This is a genomic window from Hoeflea sp. IMCC20628, from assembly GCF_001011155.1.
Lineage (GTDB): Bacteria > Pseudomonadota > Alphaproteobacteria > Rhizobiales > Rhizobiaceae > Hoeflea.
In genome coordinates this window covers 2,795,196-2,810,370 of the sequence record NZ_CP011479.1, presented here as the reverse complement: position 1 = coordinate 2,810,370, position 15,175 = coordinate 2,795,196, and the positions used below count along the sequence as shown (strand labels likewise).

Genomic DNA, 15,175 nt, shown 5'->3' with positions numbered 1-15,175 from the left:
GCGTCTTCCCCGTTTGCTCCGGAGCCACTCATGACCGTTCGTATCGCCGTTCTCACCGTGTCCGACCGCGCCAGTCGTGGCGAGTATGAAGATCTGGGCGGCCCTGCGGTCAAGGCCTGGCTCGAACGGGTGATCTCCAGCCCTGTCGAAATCGCCATACACGTCATTCCGGACGGGCTTGAAAGCGTCCGCGACACCCTCATCCGCCTGTGTGACGTTGACGGCGTCGATATGGTTCTGACCACCGGCGGCACTGGCCCGTCACCGCGCGATCTCACGCCCGAAGCGATGAAAGCGGTGATGGAGAAGGAATTGCCGGGCTTTGGCGAATTGATGCGCAAGAAGAGCCTCGAATTCGTGCCGACCGCCATCCTGTCACGGCAGACAGCGGGCACGCGCGGCAAGACCCTGATTGTCAATCTGCCGGGCAAGCCGGGCTCGATCGACACCTGCCTCACGGCGGTGTTCCCGGCGATTCCGTTCTGCCTTGACCTCATCGAAGCCGGCCGCATCGAAACCCATGATGACATCCTGAAAGCATTCCGCCCGTCAAAATGACGGGCGGCACAGTTTCAAGTCCAGATGGCGGCAGGCCGGTTCAGGTGCGCAGCACCCGGTAGATCGCCGGGATCACCAGCACGGTCAGCGCCGTCGATGAGGCGAGGCCGAACAAGAGCGAGATCGCCAGCCCCTGGAAGATCGGATCGGTCAGGATCACCGCAGCCCCGATCATCGCCGCAAGTGCCGTCAGGATGATCGGCTTGAAACGGATCGCGCCCGCTTCGATCAGCACCGGCGTCAGCGGTGTGCCCGGCACATGGGCATGACGGATGAAATCCACCAGCAGGATCGAGTTGCGCACGATGATGCCCGCCAACGCGATGAAGCCGATCATCGAGGTGGCCGAGAACGGTGCCCCGAACAGCCAGTGTCCGAGCAGAATGCCGATGAAGGTCAGCGGCACCGGGGTGAGAATGACCAGCGGCGCCTTGAACGAGCCGAACTGGGCAACGACCAGAATATAGATCCCGAGCAGAGCCACGCCAAAGGCAGCGCCCATGTCACGGAAGGTGACCCAGGTGACTTCCCATTCGCCGTCCCACAACAGGGTCGAGACCTGTTCGTCAGCGGGCTGACCGTTGAGTGCGATCACCGGCTTCTTCAGTCCGGTCCAGTCCATCGCATCAAGCGCTTCCTGCACGGCTAGCATGCCGTAAAGCGGCGCTTCATAGGCGCCGGCCATTTCGGCCATCACCATTTCGGCGGCGCGACCATTGTGGCGAAACACCGGGAACGATGATGTCTCGCGGGAGACCTCGACCACATCACCCAGTTCAACGATGCTGCGGTCGCCCGGCAGCACATTGGCCGGGATCGGCGTGGTCAGAAAACTCTCATTGACGACGCGGTCAGCACGCGGCCGTTCCAGCCGGATGGCAATTGGCGTGCGCCCACCGCCACGGTGCGAGTAGCCCACGGTCTGGCCTGTGTTGAGGATTGCGATGGTGTCAAACACATCGCGCTCCTCGACCTTGAAGAACTCGAGTTCATCGGTCGAGATTTTAACCCTGACCCGGTCGGCGGGCTGGCCCCAGGAATTGTCGATGTCGACAATGAAGTCGGCCGAACGGAATGCTTCTTCCACTCGCCGCGCCACTGAGCGTCGCGTTTCAGCGTCAGGCCCGTAGATTTCGGCCAGAAGCGTCGCCATCACTGGCGGTCCCGGCGGCGGCTCCACCACTTTCAGGCTTGCACCTTGCGGCAACGGAATCGCGGCAATGCGATTGCGCAGATCCAGCGCGATGTCGTGGCTTGAACGGTCACGCTCCTCCTTTGGTGTCAGATTGAGCGCCACACCGCCCATCTGGGTTTCCGAGCGCAGGAAGGAGTGCCGCACCAGGCCGTTGAAGTTGAACGGCGCCGCCGTGCCCGCATGGGTCTGGGTCGAGTGCACTTCCTCGAGCTGCAATGCCTCGCGCGCCACGGCCTGGGCGATGGCATCGGTCGCCTCGACGGAGGTGCCTTCCGGCATGTCGATGACCACCGAGAGTTCCGACTTGTTGTCGAACGGCAAGAGCTTGACGGTGACGTCCTTGGTGTAAAACAGCGACAGCGAGCCCAGTGTCATGGCACCGACGACGAGCAGGAAAATCCATGCTGTTGTCTTGCTGTGCAGCACCGGCCGCGCCACGGCGCGATACATTTTTCCAAGCAGGCCACCGGCTTCAACACCCTCGGTTGGACCATGGTGTACCGGCGCGCGGCCGGCGATCTTCAGCATCAGCCAAGGGGTCACCATCACGGCGACGAAGAACGAGAACACCATCGCCGCCGAGGCATTGGACGGGATCGGGCTCATATAGGGACCCATCATGCCGGACACGAACAGCATTGGCAGCAGTGCTGCAACCACGGTCAGCGTCGCGACGATGGTTGGATTGCCAACCTCGGCCACAGCTTCGATCGCCGCCTGCTTGCGCTCGCGGCCGTCGCCCATGCCCCAATGGCGGGCGATGTTCTCGATCACCACAATGGCGTCATCGACCAGGATGCCGATTGAGAAGATCAGTGCGAACAGCGAGACGCGGTTGAGCGTGTAACCCATCACCCGCGAGGCAAACAAGGTGAGCAGGATCGTCATCGGGATGACGATGGCCACCACCAGCGCCTCGCGCCAGCCGATCGCCAGCCAGACCAGCGCGATGATCGACACGGTGGCCAGACCCAGATGGTAGAGCAGTTCCTTGGCCTTTTCGTTGGCGCTCTCGCCATAGTCGCGTGTCACTTCCACCGCCATCGAATGCGGGATCAGTGATTCTTCGAGAGCCTCGGTGCGTTCGAGAATTTTCTCGGCCACCAGCACGGCATTGGCGCCAGCACGCTTGGCGATCGCCAGGGTGACGGCGGGTTTGCGGTCGACGCCGTTTTCCGCCCCGTCCTGGGTACGTGTGACGGTGGCAACGATCTGCGCGGTGCTGTCGGTGGCAAATGAAATGTCGGCCAGGTCGCGGACATAGACCGGCCGTCCGTCGCGGGTGGTGATCAGCAGATTGCCGATTTCGGCCGGCGCATAGAGCGTTTCCCCAACCATCAACTCGGCAGAGTTACCGTCAAGGGTGACCTGACCGGCGGGAAAGGCGCGGTTGGCGCCACTGACCTTGGCAGCGAGCTGTTGCAACGTCACGCCATTGAGCGCCAGTCGGGCGGGATCTGGCGCGATGCGGATGATTTCGTTTGTGTCGCCAACCAGATAGGTAAGCCCGACATCGTCGATCTTGGAGAGTTCGGTCCGAAGCTCGCGGGCAACGCGGGTCAGATCATTGGACGAGACTGCATCGCCTGCTTCAGCGGACGGTGTCAATGTCAGCGAGACAATCGCGACATCATCGATGCCGCGCCCGACGATCATCGGCTCGGGGATGCCGACCGGGATCCGGTCGAGATTGGCGCGGACCTTGTCATGCACCCGCAGGATGGCAGAATCCGTCTGCGTGCCAACGATGAACCGGGCAGTGACCAGCACCTTGTTGTCCGAGGTCTGCGAATAGACATGTTCGACCCCGTCAATGCTCTTGACGATGGTTTCGAGCGGCTCGGAAACCAGCTTGACCGCATCATCGGCCTTCAGCCCGGGGGCGCTCAGCATGATGTCGACCATCGGCACTGAGATCTGTGGCTCTTCCTCGCGCGGCAGCGTCATCAAAGCCACCACGCCGAAAGCAAAGGCCGCCAGCAGGAGCAGCGGGGTGAGGGGGGAGACAATGAAGGCGCGCGTCAGCTGGCCCGCAATCCCCAATGCAGGAGTTTTCATGGCCGTACCACCTTGTCGCCAGCGGAGACGCCGCTGATCACTTCAATCAATCCGGCATGGTCGCCATCCTGAGCAGCCCCCAGGATGACCGTGCGCTCGACAGCCACGCCTGCATGATCTTCAACGGTGATGAAATCGATGCCGTGACGGTTGACCACTGCGTCAAGCGGAGCGAGCAGGGCGGTGCGGGTGCCGATCGGCACTTCCACCAATATGCGGGCGTTGACAAAGGCGGTGTCGAGCTTGTCGACTTCCACATCGGCGATCACCCGGCCATTGTCGATTTGCGGATAGATTTTCGCCAGCCGCCCGGCAGCTTCACCGCTCTCGGTGGCGATGCGAATTTCGGCGCCTGCCTGCAGACTGTCTGCAAATCTCTCGGGGATTGCCAGCCTCAGGAAGAAACCGCCCGATCCGATGGTGGCGACCGGTTCGCCCGGCATGATTACCGAACCACGGCTGGCCGGTACGGTCAGCACCCGTCCGTCGGCAGGTGCGACAACCGCGCCTTCGGTTTCCTGCTGGGTCAGCACGGCGCGGTTGGCCTGCGTGGCGGCAATCTGGTTGCGGGTGACCTCGACATCGGTGGACAGTTGCGCCAGCCGTTGCCGTGTCACGACACCCTGATTGACCAGTGTCTCGCCGCGCTTGTACTCTGCTTCTGCTGTTTCGAGTTGTGCAGCAAAGGCCGCGAGCTGGGCGTCAATTGCCGCAATCTGAAACGCGATCTTGTCATCCTTGACCAAACCGAGCTGCTGTCCGGCGGTGACTAGATCCCCCTCGCTGATCGTCAGCTCCTCAATCACCCCGCCAATGCGCGCCCGCGCCGGCACGATATCGCGTGATTCCACCCTGGCCTGAACGGCTTTCCATTCGGTGATTTCCGTAGGCGACAGCGTCACGGTCTCGGCCCCGGCGAAACTGGTGGCGGCCAAACCGGTGGATGCTATGATGAGAAGGGCTATACTTAGCATTTTCATGGGTTGCCTCATTGCAAAGAGTCTGGGGGACACCAAAGCCATCATGGTCATGCTGCAATGAGCTGTCATTGCGCCAGATCAAGCGCTCGACGTCCGGTTGCGATCCATATAAGTGATTATATCAAAGATCGCAAATATAATATGTATCAAGCAGCCAGAGCTGCGCTGTAGATGGCTGTCTAGGCGAGTTTATCGTCGAGCAGATGCACCGGGGAACAGCATGGCGTCGATCAGCCGGTAAAATTCGGCCGCAGTTTGGGTGTCATCCATGGCCATGTCAAAATGCAGGTGAGCATCCTTGACGCCCTGAAACCGGGGCAATTTGGGTTTGCGCTTGAATTCGGGTTTGAATCCCGCCAGCGCCCGCTTGCCGCGCCAGTTGGCAATCGCCTTGGCGTAGGCGGCTTTTCTGGCATGGAACTGCTCACCGGTTGCTGCGGTCTCGCAGTCATGCGCGCAGGCCTTGACGAAACTGTCTTCCCACCCATCGAGTTCGATGCCGTAGCGGCGTTTGAACGCCTCGATCGTCAGAGCCACAGCTGCCGCAATCCCGGTGTTTATCGAAAAAGGGAAATCCGGGAAGGGGGGCTTGTCCTGATCAGCCGCCGCTGGCAGCTGGCCGCCCGCTGCACATTGAACCGACAGCGGGCGCTCCCAAAACACCATCCGCCGGGCGAGCATCACCGTTTTGCAGGTGCTGTCTGTCGCGGGCTCCGCTTGCTCGAAATAGGCATCCGAAAACGCCTCGCGGGTCCGCTCCAGCAGATCCCGCCGCACTGCGCCATGCCAGACGCCGAAATGGCAGGCCGGCCGGTCGCTGGCGCCGTCCCAGTAGAACTGGCTGCGCATCATGTCGGTCTGCTCTGGCAGGGTGAGACTGCTGCCGGTGGGGATCTTGGCAATCTCCAGCCCGGCTCGCTCCGCAGGCGGCACATAGCAAGCCCGTCCCCACGAAAGGGCATCCGCCTCCGGCACGCGCTTCAGCAGGGCCCGGATCACCTCGCAGATGCCTGGATCGGCATAGTCGGACGAATTGATGAATGTAATCCATGCGCCGCGGGTCTCGGGGATGATCAGGTTCCAGTAACGGCTGATCTCTGTTTCCGGGGTCGTCGGGTAGTTTGGTCCGGGCGTGATCAGCCGCATCCGTGTGTCGTTCAGCTCTTCTGCCAGACCGGAGAGCCCGGCTGCTTCGCCACCAGTGAAATCAGCGATCAGGATTTCGTAATCGTCTCGCCTGCTTTGCAACATCTGCCGCACAGTCCCGGCAAGCGCCACGTCTGGTGCCATAACCGGTATGCAGATCGACAGCAGCGTCATGGTGCAAACACCCGTGCGCCGCTCAGCAGGCTCGACACCGGCATGATCGCATGCTCGCCGAACCGGTAGAACTCTGCCGGTGTCGACGGTCCAATGCCGGTTTCGCGAATGTGCAGCGTGTCATTGGCAAGCCCCGACAGCTGGTTCACTGTCTTGGGCGGTTTGAACGGCGCCGGTTTGAAATATCCCGCCCATTTGCCGTCTTCCCACAGCGCAAAGCCGCGTGAAAAACTGCTGTCCTTGGCGTCGTACTCCGCCTGCGTGTGGCAATATTTGCATTCATCCATTGCTGCTAATGCGAAATTGGCGCCGAACCCGGTCTGATTTATCTCATAGGTCCGGCAGAACCACGCAATGGTGGTGGCGATGCTCAGGCACAGTGACGCGCCCGGGTCAAACATCGAGAATGGAAAATCAGGCTGATCGAGACGAATGGCGCCGGTGTTTTCGCGCTCGAACGAATCGAGCCGGGCCTGCATGGTTTCCCGCGACAGATGGGCTGCCGAGTTTGACGCGGCACAGGCACCGAGCACCGAGAAGGGCCGTTCGCAATGGACCAGCGTGGTGGCCTGTGCCACCACCTTGCAGGTGTTTTCCCAATCGACATTGGGATGCTCGAAATAGCGCCCGCCATAGGCATGTTTGATGCGCTCCATCAGCGATTTTCGGACCGCGCCATGATAGATGCCGGTCCCCACCGATGGCCGGCGTTTGCCTTCGCTCCATCCAAACAGCAGATCACTGATCTGTGTCTTCGATTGAACCGCTGTGCCGGCGCTCATAGGAATGCTGGCAAGCGTCGGTATCGGGCGATTGTCGGGCCATTGGAACGTCATGCAATCCCAGCTGATTGAATCGACGTTCCTGTAGAGAACCTCGCATCGCCTGATCAGCCCGGTCACCCGCGGGTCGAGATAATCATCGTCGCCGATCACAGAGATCCAGCGCCCCTGGGCCGCATTCAGCAATCGTTCCCAGTTGTCGACCATCGACAAAACTGATGGCGCAGGCGGGATCAACCGGAACCGGCTGTCCTTGAGCGTGGAAGCGAAGAAATCGGCGAGTGGCGCCGGATCATCGGAATTGTCGGCAACCAGAACTTCGAAATCGCTGCCTTCAGACGCCGCCAGTGCCTCGATGGTCTGGGTGCAATAGGCCTGACGATTGCGCGTCGGCAGGCAGATTGTCAGGTGAACCATGGGAAGCTTTCATGTAGGGCGCGTCTTCCCCAACCCTGTCAAATCAAACTTGCGCCATGCTGACACCGGCTCTGCGCGCTGGCGGATGGGAACTGTCGGCTGGATTGGCGCGGCAACGCTGCAATGGTAACACATGCAGCATTGACCTCAACGCTGCGGTGAAGTCATGTGCGCCCTGATACGCAATCGTGATATTGCATGCAGGCCCGGCAATGCACCGCTGCCGATGCGATCAATTGAAGGAAAAATGATCCGATGAGATTGGTTTTGATCGATTTTCGCCATCCGTTCTTTCGTCCCATGACCCGGCGGGTTGTCATCTTTTGTTTTGTAGCGATCTGGACGGTTGTCGAGTTCTTTGCCGGTTCGCAAGGGTGGGTCATCTTTTTTGCTGCACTCACGGCCTATGTCGGTTGGGGCTTTTTTCTCTCCGGTCAGCCCGACGAACCACTCGACGCCGCCACTGCGGCTGATGAGGTGACAACGCCTAAAGACAACGAATAGCGCATGCGAGCCCCGGATAATGCCCACCGAGGTGCATCTGCAAGATCATTCTTCTCGTGCCGGGAATTGACGGTGAGGGGGCTTGTGGCGACGATTGTGCCGGTCTATAAGCCAGCCGCTGGTCACGGAGTGTAGCGCAGCCTGGTAGCGCACGTCGTTCGGGACGACGGGGTCGGAGGTTCGAATCCTCTCACTCCGACCAGTCTTTCCACTTGATGTTGTTGATGAATGTTGTTTTAGGGTGGTGGCGTGTGCATCGCTGACGCCACTACCTTTTCGCTGGGCGTGATTTCGCTTCAGAGAAGATGAAGCGGAGCGCGCAAGATCACTTGGAAGCTGACCTGCCGGTCTTAAATGCCCATCGTGTAGATATGCGGTTACTCGCGTCACATATCCCTTACCCTCCCGGAATTGGGAAGACGGAGATATCGGCAGCATTGCTGCAGAATCGCAACAGGGCCTGATTTGTCGGCACAATTTCGGCTGGAACGCAGCCAGATGGAACCTGAAAAATTCCGGCCAAATCTGAAGACTTGTTCCGTGCAGGTCCGGAACAAGTCTCCAGTGCGGGGCTCCGCCGGCAGATGTTGGGCATGACGCTGGTTCCTGCAGACAACTGCGGCAAATGTTGCGGTGACACCATCGGATATATCGGTTGAGGAACATATGGCTTCACGTCTGCCGGGTAGGGGCAGTTAAGGAGCGCTAAGTGTCGTATTTTCGATATGGCCACAGGAAATTATATCCTAACGTAGTGAGAAGTTAGGGAGTTTGGGAGTTGCTGGAACATGAACGCTGACGTGGATGTGAAACGAACGGACGGCATTTGGAAATCAGGCGGTGGGCGTGGCCGCAGAACTCCAAAGGGGCGCCAGCTTGAAGATCAGGCTTGGGCGGAGGTAAAGGCGCTTCTGGGCGAGGGACCACACCGCCGTGATCTTCTGATCGAATACCTGCATCTCATCCAGGACGCCTATGGCCATCTGTCTGCTCGTCATCTGCGGGCGCTTGCCGAAGAGCTGCGCACCGGAATGGCGGAAATCTGGGAAGTCGCAACTTTCTATGCGCATTTTGATCCGGTCAGGGAGAACGAAACGCCGCCACCCGACCTGACGATCCGGGTCTGCGACTCGCTGTCGTGCGAAATGGCCGGTTCCGAAGCCCTGCTTGCCGCCCTGAAAGCCGGGCACGATCCGAACAAGGTCCGTGTCTTGCGCGCCCCCTGCATGGGTCGTTGCGACACCGCGCCGGTGCTGGAAATCGGCCACCGTCACATCGATCATGCGACGCCCGAAAAGGTCGACATGGTGTTGGCGGACGATCATTTCCACGCCGAAATTCCTGACTATGAGGATCTGGCTGCTTATCGGGCGACAGGCGGCTATGCCAAGCTCGCCGAATTGCGCAGATCCGGCAACTGGGAAGAAGTTCAGGAGTTGGTCCTGTCGTCTGGATTGCGCGGTCTTGGTGGAGCCGGGTTTCCGTCAGGCCGCAAATGGGGTTTTGTTCGCGCCAATCCCGGGCCGCGCTATCTCGCGGTCAACGGCGATGAGGGGGAGCCCGGCACATTCAAGGACCGTCACTATCTCGAGCGCACCCCCCACCTGAAGCTCGAAGGCATGTTGATCGCCGCCTGGGCGGTCGAGGCTGAGCGCTGCTTTATTTACATGCGTGATGAATACCCGGCAGTCCTGCATATCCTGCGCAAAGAAATCGAAGCGCTGGAAGCGGCAGGGATCGTCGCGCCTGGCTATATCGAACTCCGCCGCGGCGCCGGCGCCTATATATGCGGCGAAGAAAGCGCGATGATCGAGAGCATTGAAGGCAAGCGCGGCATCCCGCGCCTGCGCCCGCCCTATGTGGCGGCTGTGGGCATTTTCGGCCGGCCCACGCTGGTGCACAATGTCGAGACGCTGCACTGGATCACGCGTATCTGCCGTGAAGGGCCGCACATCCTTTCTTCCATTGAGAAGAATGGCAGAAAAGGCCTCCGCTCCTACTCGGTTTCGGGCCGTGTGGCTCACCCCGGCGTCCACCTCTTGCCTGCCGGTTCGACCATAATGGATATCATTGAATCTTGTGGCGGGATGGTGCCGGGACACGAATTCAAGGCCTATCAGCCGGGCGGCCCTTCCTCGGGACTGCTGCCTGCGTCGCTCAATGATGTGCCGCTCGATTTCGATACGCTACAGGCGCATGACACTTTTATCGGCTCGGCGGCCGTGGTGGTTCTGTCTGACAAGGACAGCGTCAGACTGGCAGCGCTGAACATGCTGCGGTTTTTCGAAAGCGAAAGCTGTGGCCAGTGTACGCCATGCAGGGTCGGTTGCGAGAAGGCGGTGAAGCTGATGCAGGCGCCAAAATGGGATACGGGGCTTCTGGAAGAACTCTGCGGTGTGATGACCGATGCCTCGATCTGCGGGTTAGGGCAGGCGGCGCCCAATCCGATCCGCCTGACGATCAAACATTTCCCCGAGGAGATCTGACGTGACCGAGCAAATTCGCTTCACCCTGGACGGCCAGGAAGTCTCGGCAGCCCCCGGCGAAACGCTGTGGGAAGTGGCCAAGCGTCATGGCACCAATATCCCCTATCTCTGCCACAAGGACCAGACGGGCTATCGCCCCGACGGGAATTGCCGGTCCTGCGTTGTCGAGATTGACGGCGAGCGTGTGCTGGCGGCCTCCTGCTGCCGGCAACCATCGAACGACATGGTCGTCAAGACCAGCAGCGATCGTGCAAAAAAGTCGCGCCAGCTGGTCATGGAGCTTCTCCTGACCGATCAGCCGGAGCAATCAAAGGCCCATGACGCTTCGGCGCATTTTTGGGACATGGCGGCTGCCAATGATGTTCAGTCCAGCCGGTTTCCAAAACTTGAACCCGACCACTTTCCGCTGCTCGATGACAGCCATGTTGCAATGCGCGTCAATCTCGATGCCTGCATCCAGTGCGGGCTCTGCGTTCGCGCCTGCCGTGACGTCCAGGTCAACGACGTGATCGGCATGGCCGGCCGCGGGCATCAGGCTTACCCCGTGTTCGACATGGACGATCCGATGGGTGACTCGACCTGCGTCGCCTGTGGTGAATGCGTACAGGCCTGTCCTACCGGCGCGCTGATGCCGGCAACCGTCGTCAATGCAGATCAGCTCGGCGACCGCGCCGATATCGACACCGAAGTCACTTCGGTCTGCCCGTTTTGTGGTGTCGGCTGCCAGGTTTCGCTGAAGGTCAAGGACGGTAAGGTCAAATATGTCGAGGGCATCAACGGTCCGGCAAACGAGGGCCGGCTCTGCGTCAAGGGCCGGTTCGGTTTCGACTACATCCACCATTCGCACCGGTTGACCAAGCCGTTGATCCGGCGCGACGACGCGCCGGCCAAGGGGCTGAACGTGGATCCTGCCAACTGGCAGGAATTCTTCCGCGAAGCGACATGGGATGAAGCCCTTGATAAGGCCGCCAATGGCTGGAAGGCACTGACCGACAAACATGGCGGCGGAACCGTCGCCGGTTTCGGCTCGGCAAAATGCTCCAATGAGGAAGCCTATCTCTTCCAGAAGCTCATCAGGCAGGGCTTTGGTCACAACAATGTCGACCACTGCACCCGGCTCTGCCATGCCTCGTCGGTTGCAGCACTGCTGGAAAATGTCGGCAGTGGAGCCGTGACGGCGAGCTTCAACGAGGTTGCGAACGCCGACGTGGTGATCCTCATCGGCTGCAATCCAGTGGAAAACCATCCCGTTGCCGCGACCTATTTCAAGCAGTTCACCAAGCGCGGCGGAAAGCTCATCGTCATGGATCCGCGCGGTGTCGGACTGAGCCGGTTTGCCACCTCGATGCTGAAGTTCCGCGCCGGCGCCGACGTGTCGATGCTCAATGCGATCATGCACACGATCGTCGAGGAGGAGCTCTACGACAGGCAATATATCGAAGCCTACACCGAAAACTGGGAGGCGCAAAAGGCGCATCTTGCGAACTTCCCGCCAGAAAAAATGGAAGCATTTTGCGGCGTTCCTGCCGCGACGCTGAGACAGGTGGCGCGCGACTTCGCCACAGCGAAGTCCGGCATGATCTTCTGGGGAATGGGCGTGTCCCAGCACATCCACGGAACCGACAATTCGCGGTGCCTGATCTCGCTGGCATTGATGTGCGGCCATGTCGGTCGTCCGGGCACCGGGCTGCACCCGCTTCGCGGCCAGAACAACGTGCAGGGGGCCTCGGACGCGGGCCTGATCCCGATGTTTCTGCCTGATTACCAGACAGTCACCGACGACAGTATCAGAGAGCATTTCTCGACATTGTGGGGTTCGGACGACTTTTCGAACGAGAAGGGTCTTACGGTCACCGAGATCCTCGATGCGGTTCACGCCGGACAGATCAAGGGCATGTATATCCTTGGCGAAAATCCGGCGATGTCGGATCCCGATTTGAACCATGCCCGCGAGGCGCTGGCCAAGCTCGACACCCTCGTCGTGCAGGACATCTTCCTGACCGAGACCGCGAATTACGCTGACGTGATCCTGCCTGCCGCTGCCTTTTACGAGAAGAACGGGACGGTGACGAACACCAACCGGCAGGTGCAGATGGGCCGCGCCGCTGTTGCCCCTCCGGGCGAGGCGCGCGAGGATTGGGCGATCACCATGGCGCTGGCCAATCGGCTTGGTCTGGGCTGGACCTACAGCCACCCGCGCGAAGTATTTGCCGAGATGAAATCGGGGATGAAGTCCCTCGACAACATCACCTGGGACCGGTTGGAGCACGAAGGAGCCGTCACCTATCCGTCGCTTTCGCCACAGGACCCCGGCCAGGTTATTGTCTTTGGTTCAGGCTTTCCGCGCGACGGCGGGCGGGCGAAGTTCACGCCGGCCAGCATCATCGCGCCCGCGGAGCTGCCGGATGCGGACTATCCGATGATCCTGACCACAGGCAGGCAGCTTGAACACTGGCATACCGGGTCGATGACACGCCGCTCGGTGGTGCTTGATGCGGTGGAACCGGAGGCCAATTGCTCGCTCCATCCCGCCACGCTGCGCAAACTCGGCGTCGAGCCGGGCGGGCATGTGCGGTTGACCACGCGGCGCGGCACGATCTCGCTGATGGCCAGGGCGGACCGGGCAGTCTCGGAGGACATGGTGTTTGTTCCCTTCGCCTTTGTCGAGGCCGCCGCCAATGTACTGACCAACCCGGCGCTCGACCCCTACGGGAAGATACCCGAGTTCAAATTTGCAGCAGTCCGGGTGGAGCAGGGGTAGGGCGCACCGCACCAGCCCGGCGATGGAAGCGGTCGTTGAAGCGGCTGTTCTATTGAGCGGGCTGGGCTTTGAGACCGGCAGACTCTCGAGGGCGCGCGATAAGTTTCGCCGCCTGAGAGGGTATTGATAAGCCAAATTGGTTTGAGGAGCATCGCCCCTTGGGACCTAGGGCTGCAGTAGCCCCTTGCGTTTGTTCGTCACCACATCGGTCACGCGGCCACGATGGGCCTGGCGGCCAAGCGTCTTCGTTCTATTTCTGGCGAACGTATTTTTGTGGAATGGTCGGAAGCTCCGGCAAGCCGTACATGGTTGGCCGGATCCTGCCGATGAATTCGTTGGGATCGCTGATGCGGCCGAGGATGTCGATGAATTCCGTCGGCTGCTCTTTGAGAAAGCTCACACCGCGGCCCTTTGGCGTCATGGCGATGGTGACGCAGGCAATGTGATACTGAAACTCGCCGAAATAGATCACGAAATGCTGCGGGATCTCCGCTTTGTTGACGTGAACAAAGGCGCCGCCTTCGGAAACATTGAGCAGCTTGACCTTGCCCAGCACCAGGCCCCGTACGCCTTTGTTGGAAAACATCACCCCGGCATTGATATGGCAGTCGCGGCGCTCAAACTGACGTCGATTTCCATCCTCGCGGGCGATGCGGGTCAGGTAATTGACGGCGTTTTTATCTGGCTTTTGCGGTTGCATCCTTGGCTTTCGTTTTCACAAGCAGGTGTTAGGTCTGTTGTCGGTATTTATTCTTACCTAACTATAAGTTGGGGATGAAATTAGGATGAATTGGATCCACGAGTTCTTACAGGCTTGATCTCGCAGTATACACTTCTTCATGTTTCGGTATTCGGGCCGTGGGCAGCAAAAGACGGGCCAATACTGTGAATTAGTACCGGCAATTATTTGGTTCTTCCAGCGTCGCCGCGACAGCCGGTTAAGACTTTCGTTGAGGCGGGACCGTCGTCCGCATGACGGTTTTCAATGTCACGGGTTCACAGGATTTGGCGGCATTGCAAGGTCACCCGACAGGCTGTTGGATGTGACATCGCCCGCCGTTCTGGCTGCCAGAGACGGTGTGACTCAACTGTAGATTCGGCGCTCCATGGGCGTGCTCTCGATCAGGCTGATCAGGCCGGTGAGCATGGCGGCCTCGGCGCGGTTCTGTTTGGCGTGAGGGTTCCACACCACATGTACATCAATTGCTGGTGGTGCTTCATAGGGCGGCAGCCGCCAGAGCCTTCCCCGCTCCACATCCTCGCGCACCACATGCAACGGCAGCGGACCGATGCCGAGGCCGGCAATGATCATACGCCGCACTTCCTCAAGGTTGGGTGATGTGCCGACAATGCGGGCGTCAAGTTGCGCCGCGGCGCGCATTTCCGCCACCGGCCTCAGCGCGTCGTCCATCTGGTCGGTGACGAAACTCACCGACGAGTGGCCGGCGAGATCGGCAGTGGTGACGCCCTCACGGCCATAAAGCGGATGGGTGGGGCCGCAAAACAGGCCAAAATGCTCGCGAAACAAATGCCGGTACTCGAGCTGCGGGCTCTTCTCCCTGACCAGGCAGATCGCCAGCGAGGCGCGGCGCGCGGCCACGGCGGACAAGGCGCTCCTGCTGGCCATCGCCTCGATCGACAAAGTCGCGCGGGGGTGGTCTGAATGGAACTGGTTCAAGGTTGCGTCAAACAGCGGGCTGACGACGTGGCTCGCCATGACGATGCGGACATGACCGCTGACTTCGTCCTCGACATCGGCGATAACGGTGCCGAGCCGCAAGATCGCGCCGTGGATGTCGATGGCTTCATCATAGAGAAGCCTACCGGCAGCGGTGAGCTCGAAACGGCCCGGCTTTCGGTTTATCAAGCGCTTGCCGAGTCGATTTTCAAGCCGTTTCAGCGCGCTGGAAACAGTCGGTTGCTTCAGGCTCAGCCGCTCGGCGGCGTCGGTTACCGAGCTGGCATTGGCGAGCACAAGGAATGTGCGCAGCAAATTCCAGTCGAGGTCGCGGGCCAGCCGCTCGGGGGGTGTCAGGCTGTTCATTCATTATTGATATCATCTATGATTGCAATTTCAATTATCTATTTGATCAATGCGCGATCTCTCCGCATCA

Annotated in this window: 10 protein-coding genes and 1 tRNA gene; 5 read left to right on the top strand and 6 right to left on the bottom strand. The window is 60.2% G+C overall.

The annotated features are described in order from the left end of the window. Positions 1 to 30: 30 nt before the first annotated feature. Positions 31 to 558 carry a molybdopterin adenylyltransferase gene (gene mog, locus IMCC20628_RS13360; protein ID WP_047030629.1) on the top strand — a complete coding sequence of 176 codons (528 nt, stop codon included), beginning with the start codon at positions 31 to 33 and terminating at the stop codon, positions 556 to 558. 40 nt (positions 559 to 598) lie between these two features. Here the strand turns inward: mog and IMCC20628_RS13355 are convergent, their stop codons facing one another. From IMCC20628_RS13355 to IMCC20628_RS13340, 4 genes are all read right to left on the bottom strand, one after another. Beyond that, entirely contained in the window at positions 599 to 3,811 is a 3,213-nt protein-coding gene (locus IMCC20628_RS13355) for an efflux RND transporter permease subunit (RefSeq protein ID WP_047030628.1), read from the bottom strand. Further along, positions 3,808 to 4,791, bottom strand: coding sequence for an efflux RND transporter periplasmic adaptor subunit (locus tag IMCC20628_RS13350; RefSeq protein ID WP_047030627.1), 984 nt, complete (start codon positions 4,789 to 4,791; stop codon positions 3,808 to 3,810). Before IMCC20628_RS13350 ends, IMCC20628_RS13355 begins: the two co-directional genes overlap by 4 nt. Before the next feature lie 189 nt (positions 4,792 to 4,980). Next, positions 4,981 to 6,111 carry a hypothetical protein gene (locus tag IMCC20628_RS13345; RefSeq protein WP_047030626.1) on the bottom strand — a complete coding sequence of 377 codons (1,131 nt, stop codon included), beginning with the start codon at positions 6,109 to 6,111 and terminating at the stop codon, positions 4,981 to 4,983. Further along, positions 6,108 to 7,310 carry a glycosyltransferase family 2 protein gene (locus IMCC20628_RS13340; protein ID WP_047030625.1) on the bottom strand — a complete coding sequence of 401 codons (1,203 nt, stop codon included), beginning with the start codon at positions 7,308 to 7,310 and terminating at the stop codon, positions 6,108 to 6,110. The genes IMCC20628_RS13345 and IMCC20628_RS13340 overlap by 4 nt, the downstream gene beginning before the upstream one ends. A gap of 255 nt (positions 7,311 to 7,565) precedes the next feature. Here IMCC20628_RS13340 and IMCC20628_RS13335 point away from each other — a divergent pair, with 255 nt between their 5' ends. The 4 genes from IMCC20628_RS13335 to fdhF all read left to right on the top strand — a co-directional run bounded on the left by IMCC20628_RS13335 (position 7,566) and on the right by fdhF (position 13,061). Continuing rightward, positions 7,566 to 7,814: a hypothetical protein gene (locus IMCC20628_RS13335; RefSeq protein ID WP_047030624.1), complete on the top strand. Its 249-nt coding sequence runs from the start codon at positions 7,566 to 7,568 to the stop codon at positions 7,812 to 7,814. A gap of 125 nt (positions 7,815 to 7,939) precedes the next feature. Then, positions 7,940 to 8,016 (top strand) — tRNA-Pro (locus tag IMCC20628_RS13330). Between the two features lie 586 nt (positions 8,017 to 8,602). Continuing rightward, a complete protein-coding gene (locus IMCC20628_RS13325; protein ID WP_047030623.1) occupies positions 8,603 to 10,300 on the top strand; it encodes an NAD(P)H-dependent oxidoreductase subunit E in 1,698 nt (565 codons plus the stop codon). A gap of 1 nt (position 10,301) precedes the next feature. Further along, positions 10,302 to 13,061 (top strand): formate dehydrogenase subunit alpha, encoded by a 2,760-nt coding sequence (gene fdhF, locus IMCC20628_RS13320; protein WP_047030622.1) that lies wholly within the window; start codon positions 10,302 to 10,304, stop codon positions 13,059 to 13,061. 250 nt (positions 13,062 to 13,311) lie between these two features. Here fdhF and IMCC20628_RS13315 read toward each other — a convergent pair whose 3' ends face one another. Next, positions 13,312 to 13,761 carry a PilZ domain-containing protein gene (locus IMCC20628_RS13315; protein WP_047030621.1) on the bottom strand — a complete coding sequence of 150 codons (450 nt, stop codon included), beginning with the start codon at positions 13,759 to 13,761 and terminating at the stop codon, positions 13,312 to 13,314. A gap of 384 nt (positions 13,762 to 14,145) precedes the next feature. Further along, complete coding sequence (locus IMCC20628_RS13310) at positions 14,146 to 15,105, bottom strand: LysR family transcriptional regulator (protein WP_047030620.1); 960 nt, start codon at positions 15,103 to 15,105, stop codon at positions 14,146 to 14,148. Positions 15,106 to 15,175 lie beyond the last annotated feature (70 nt).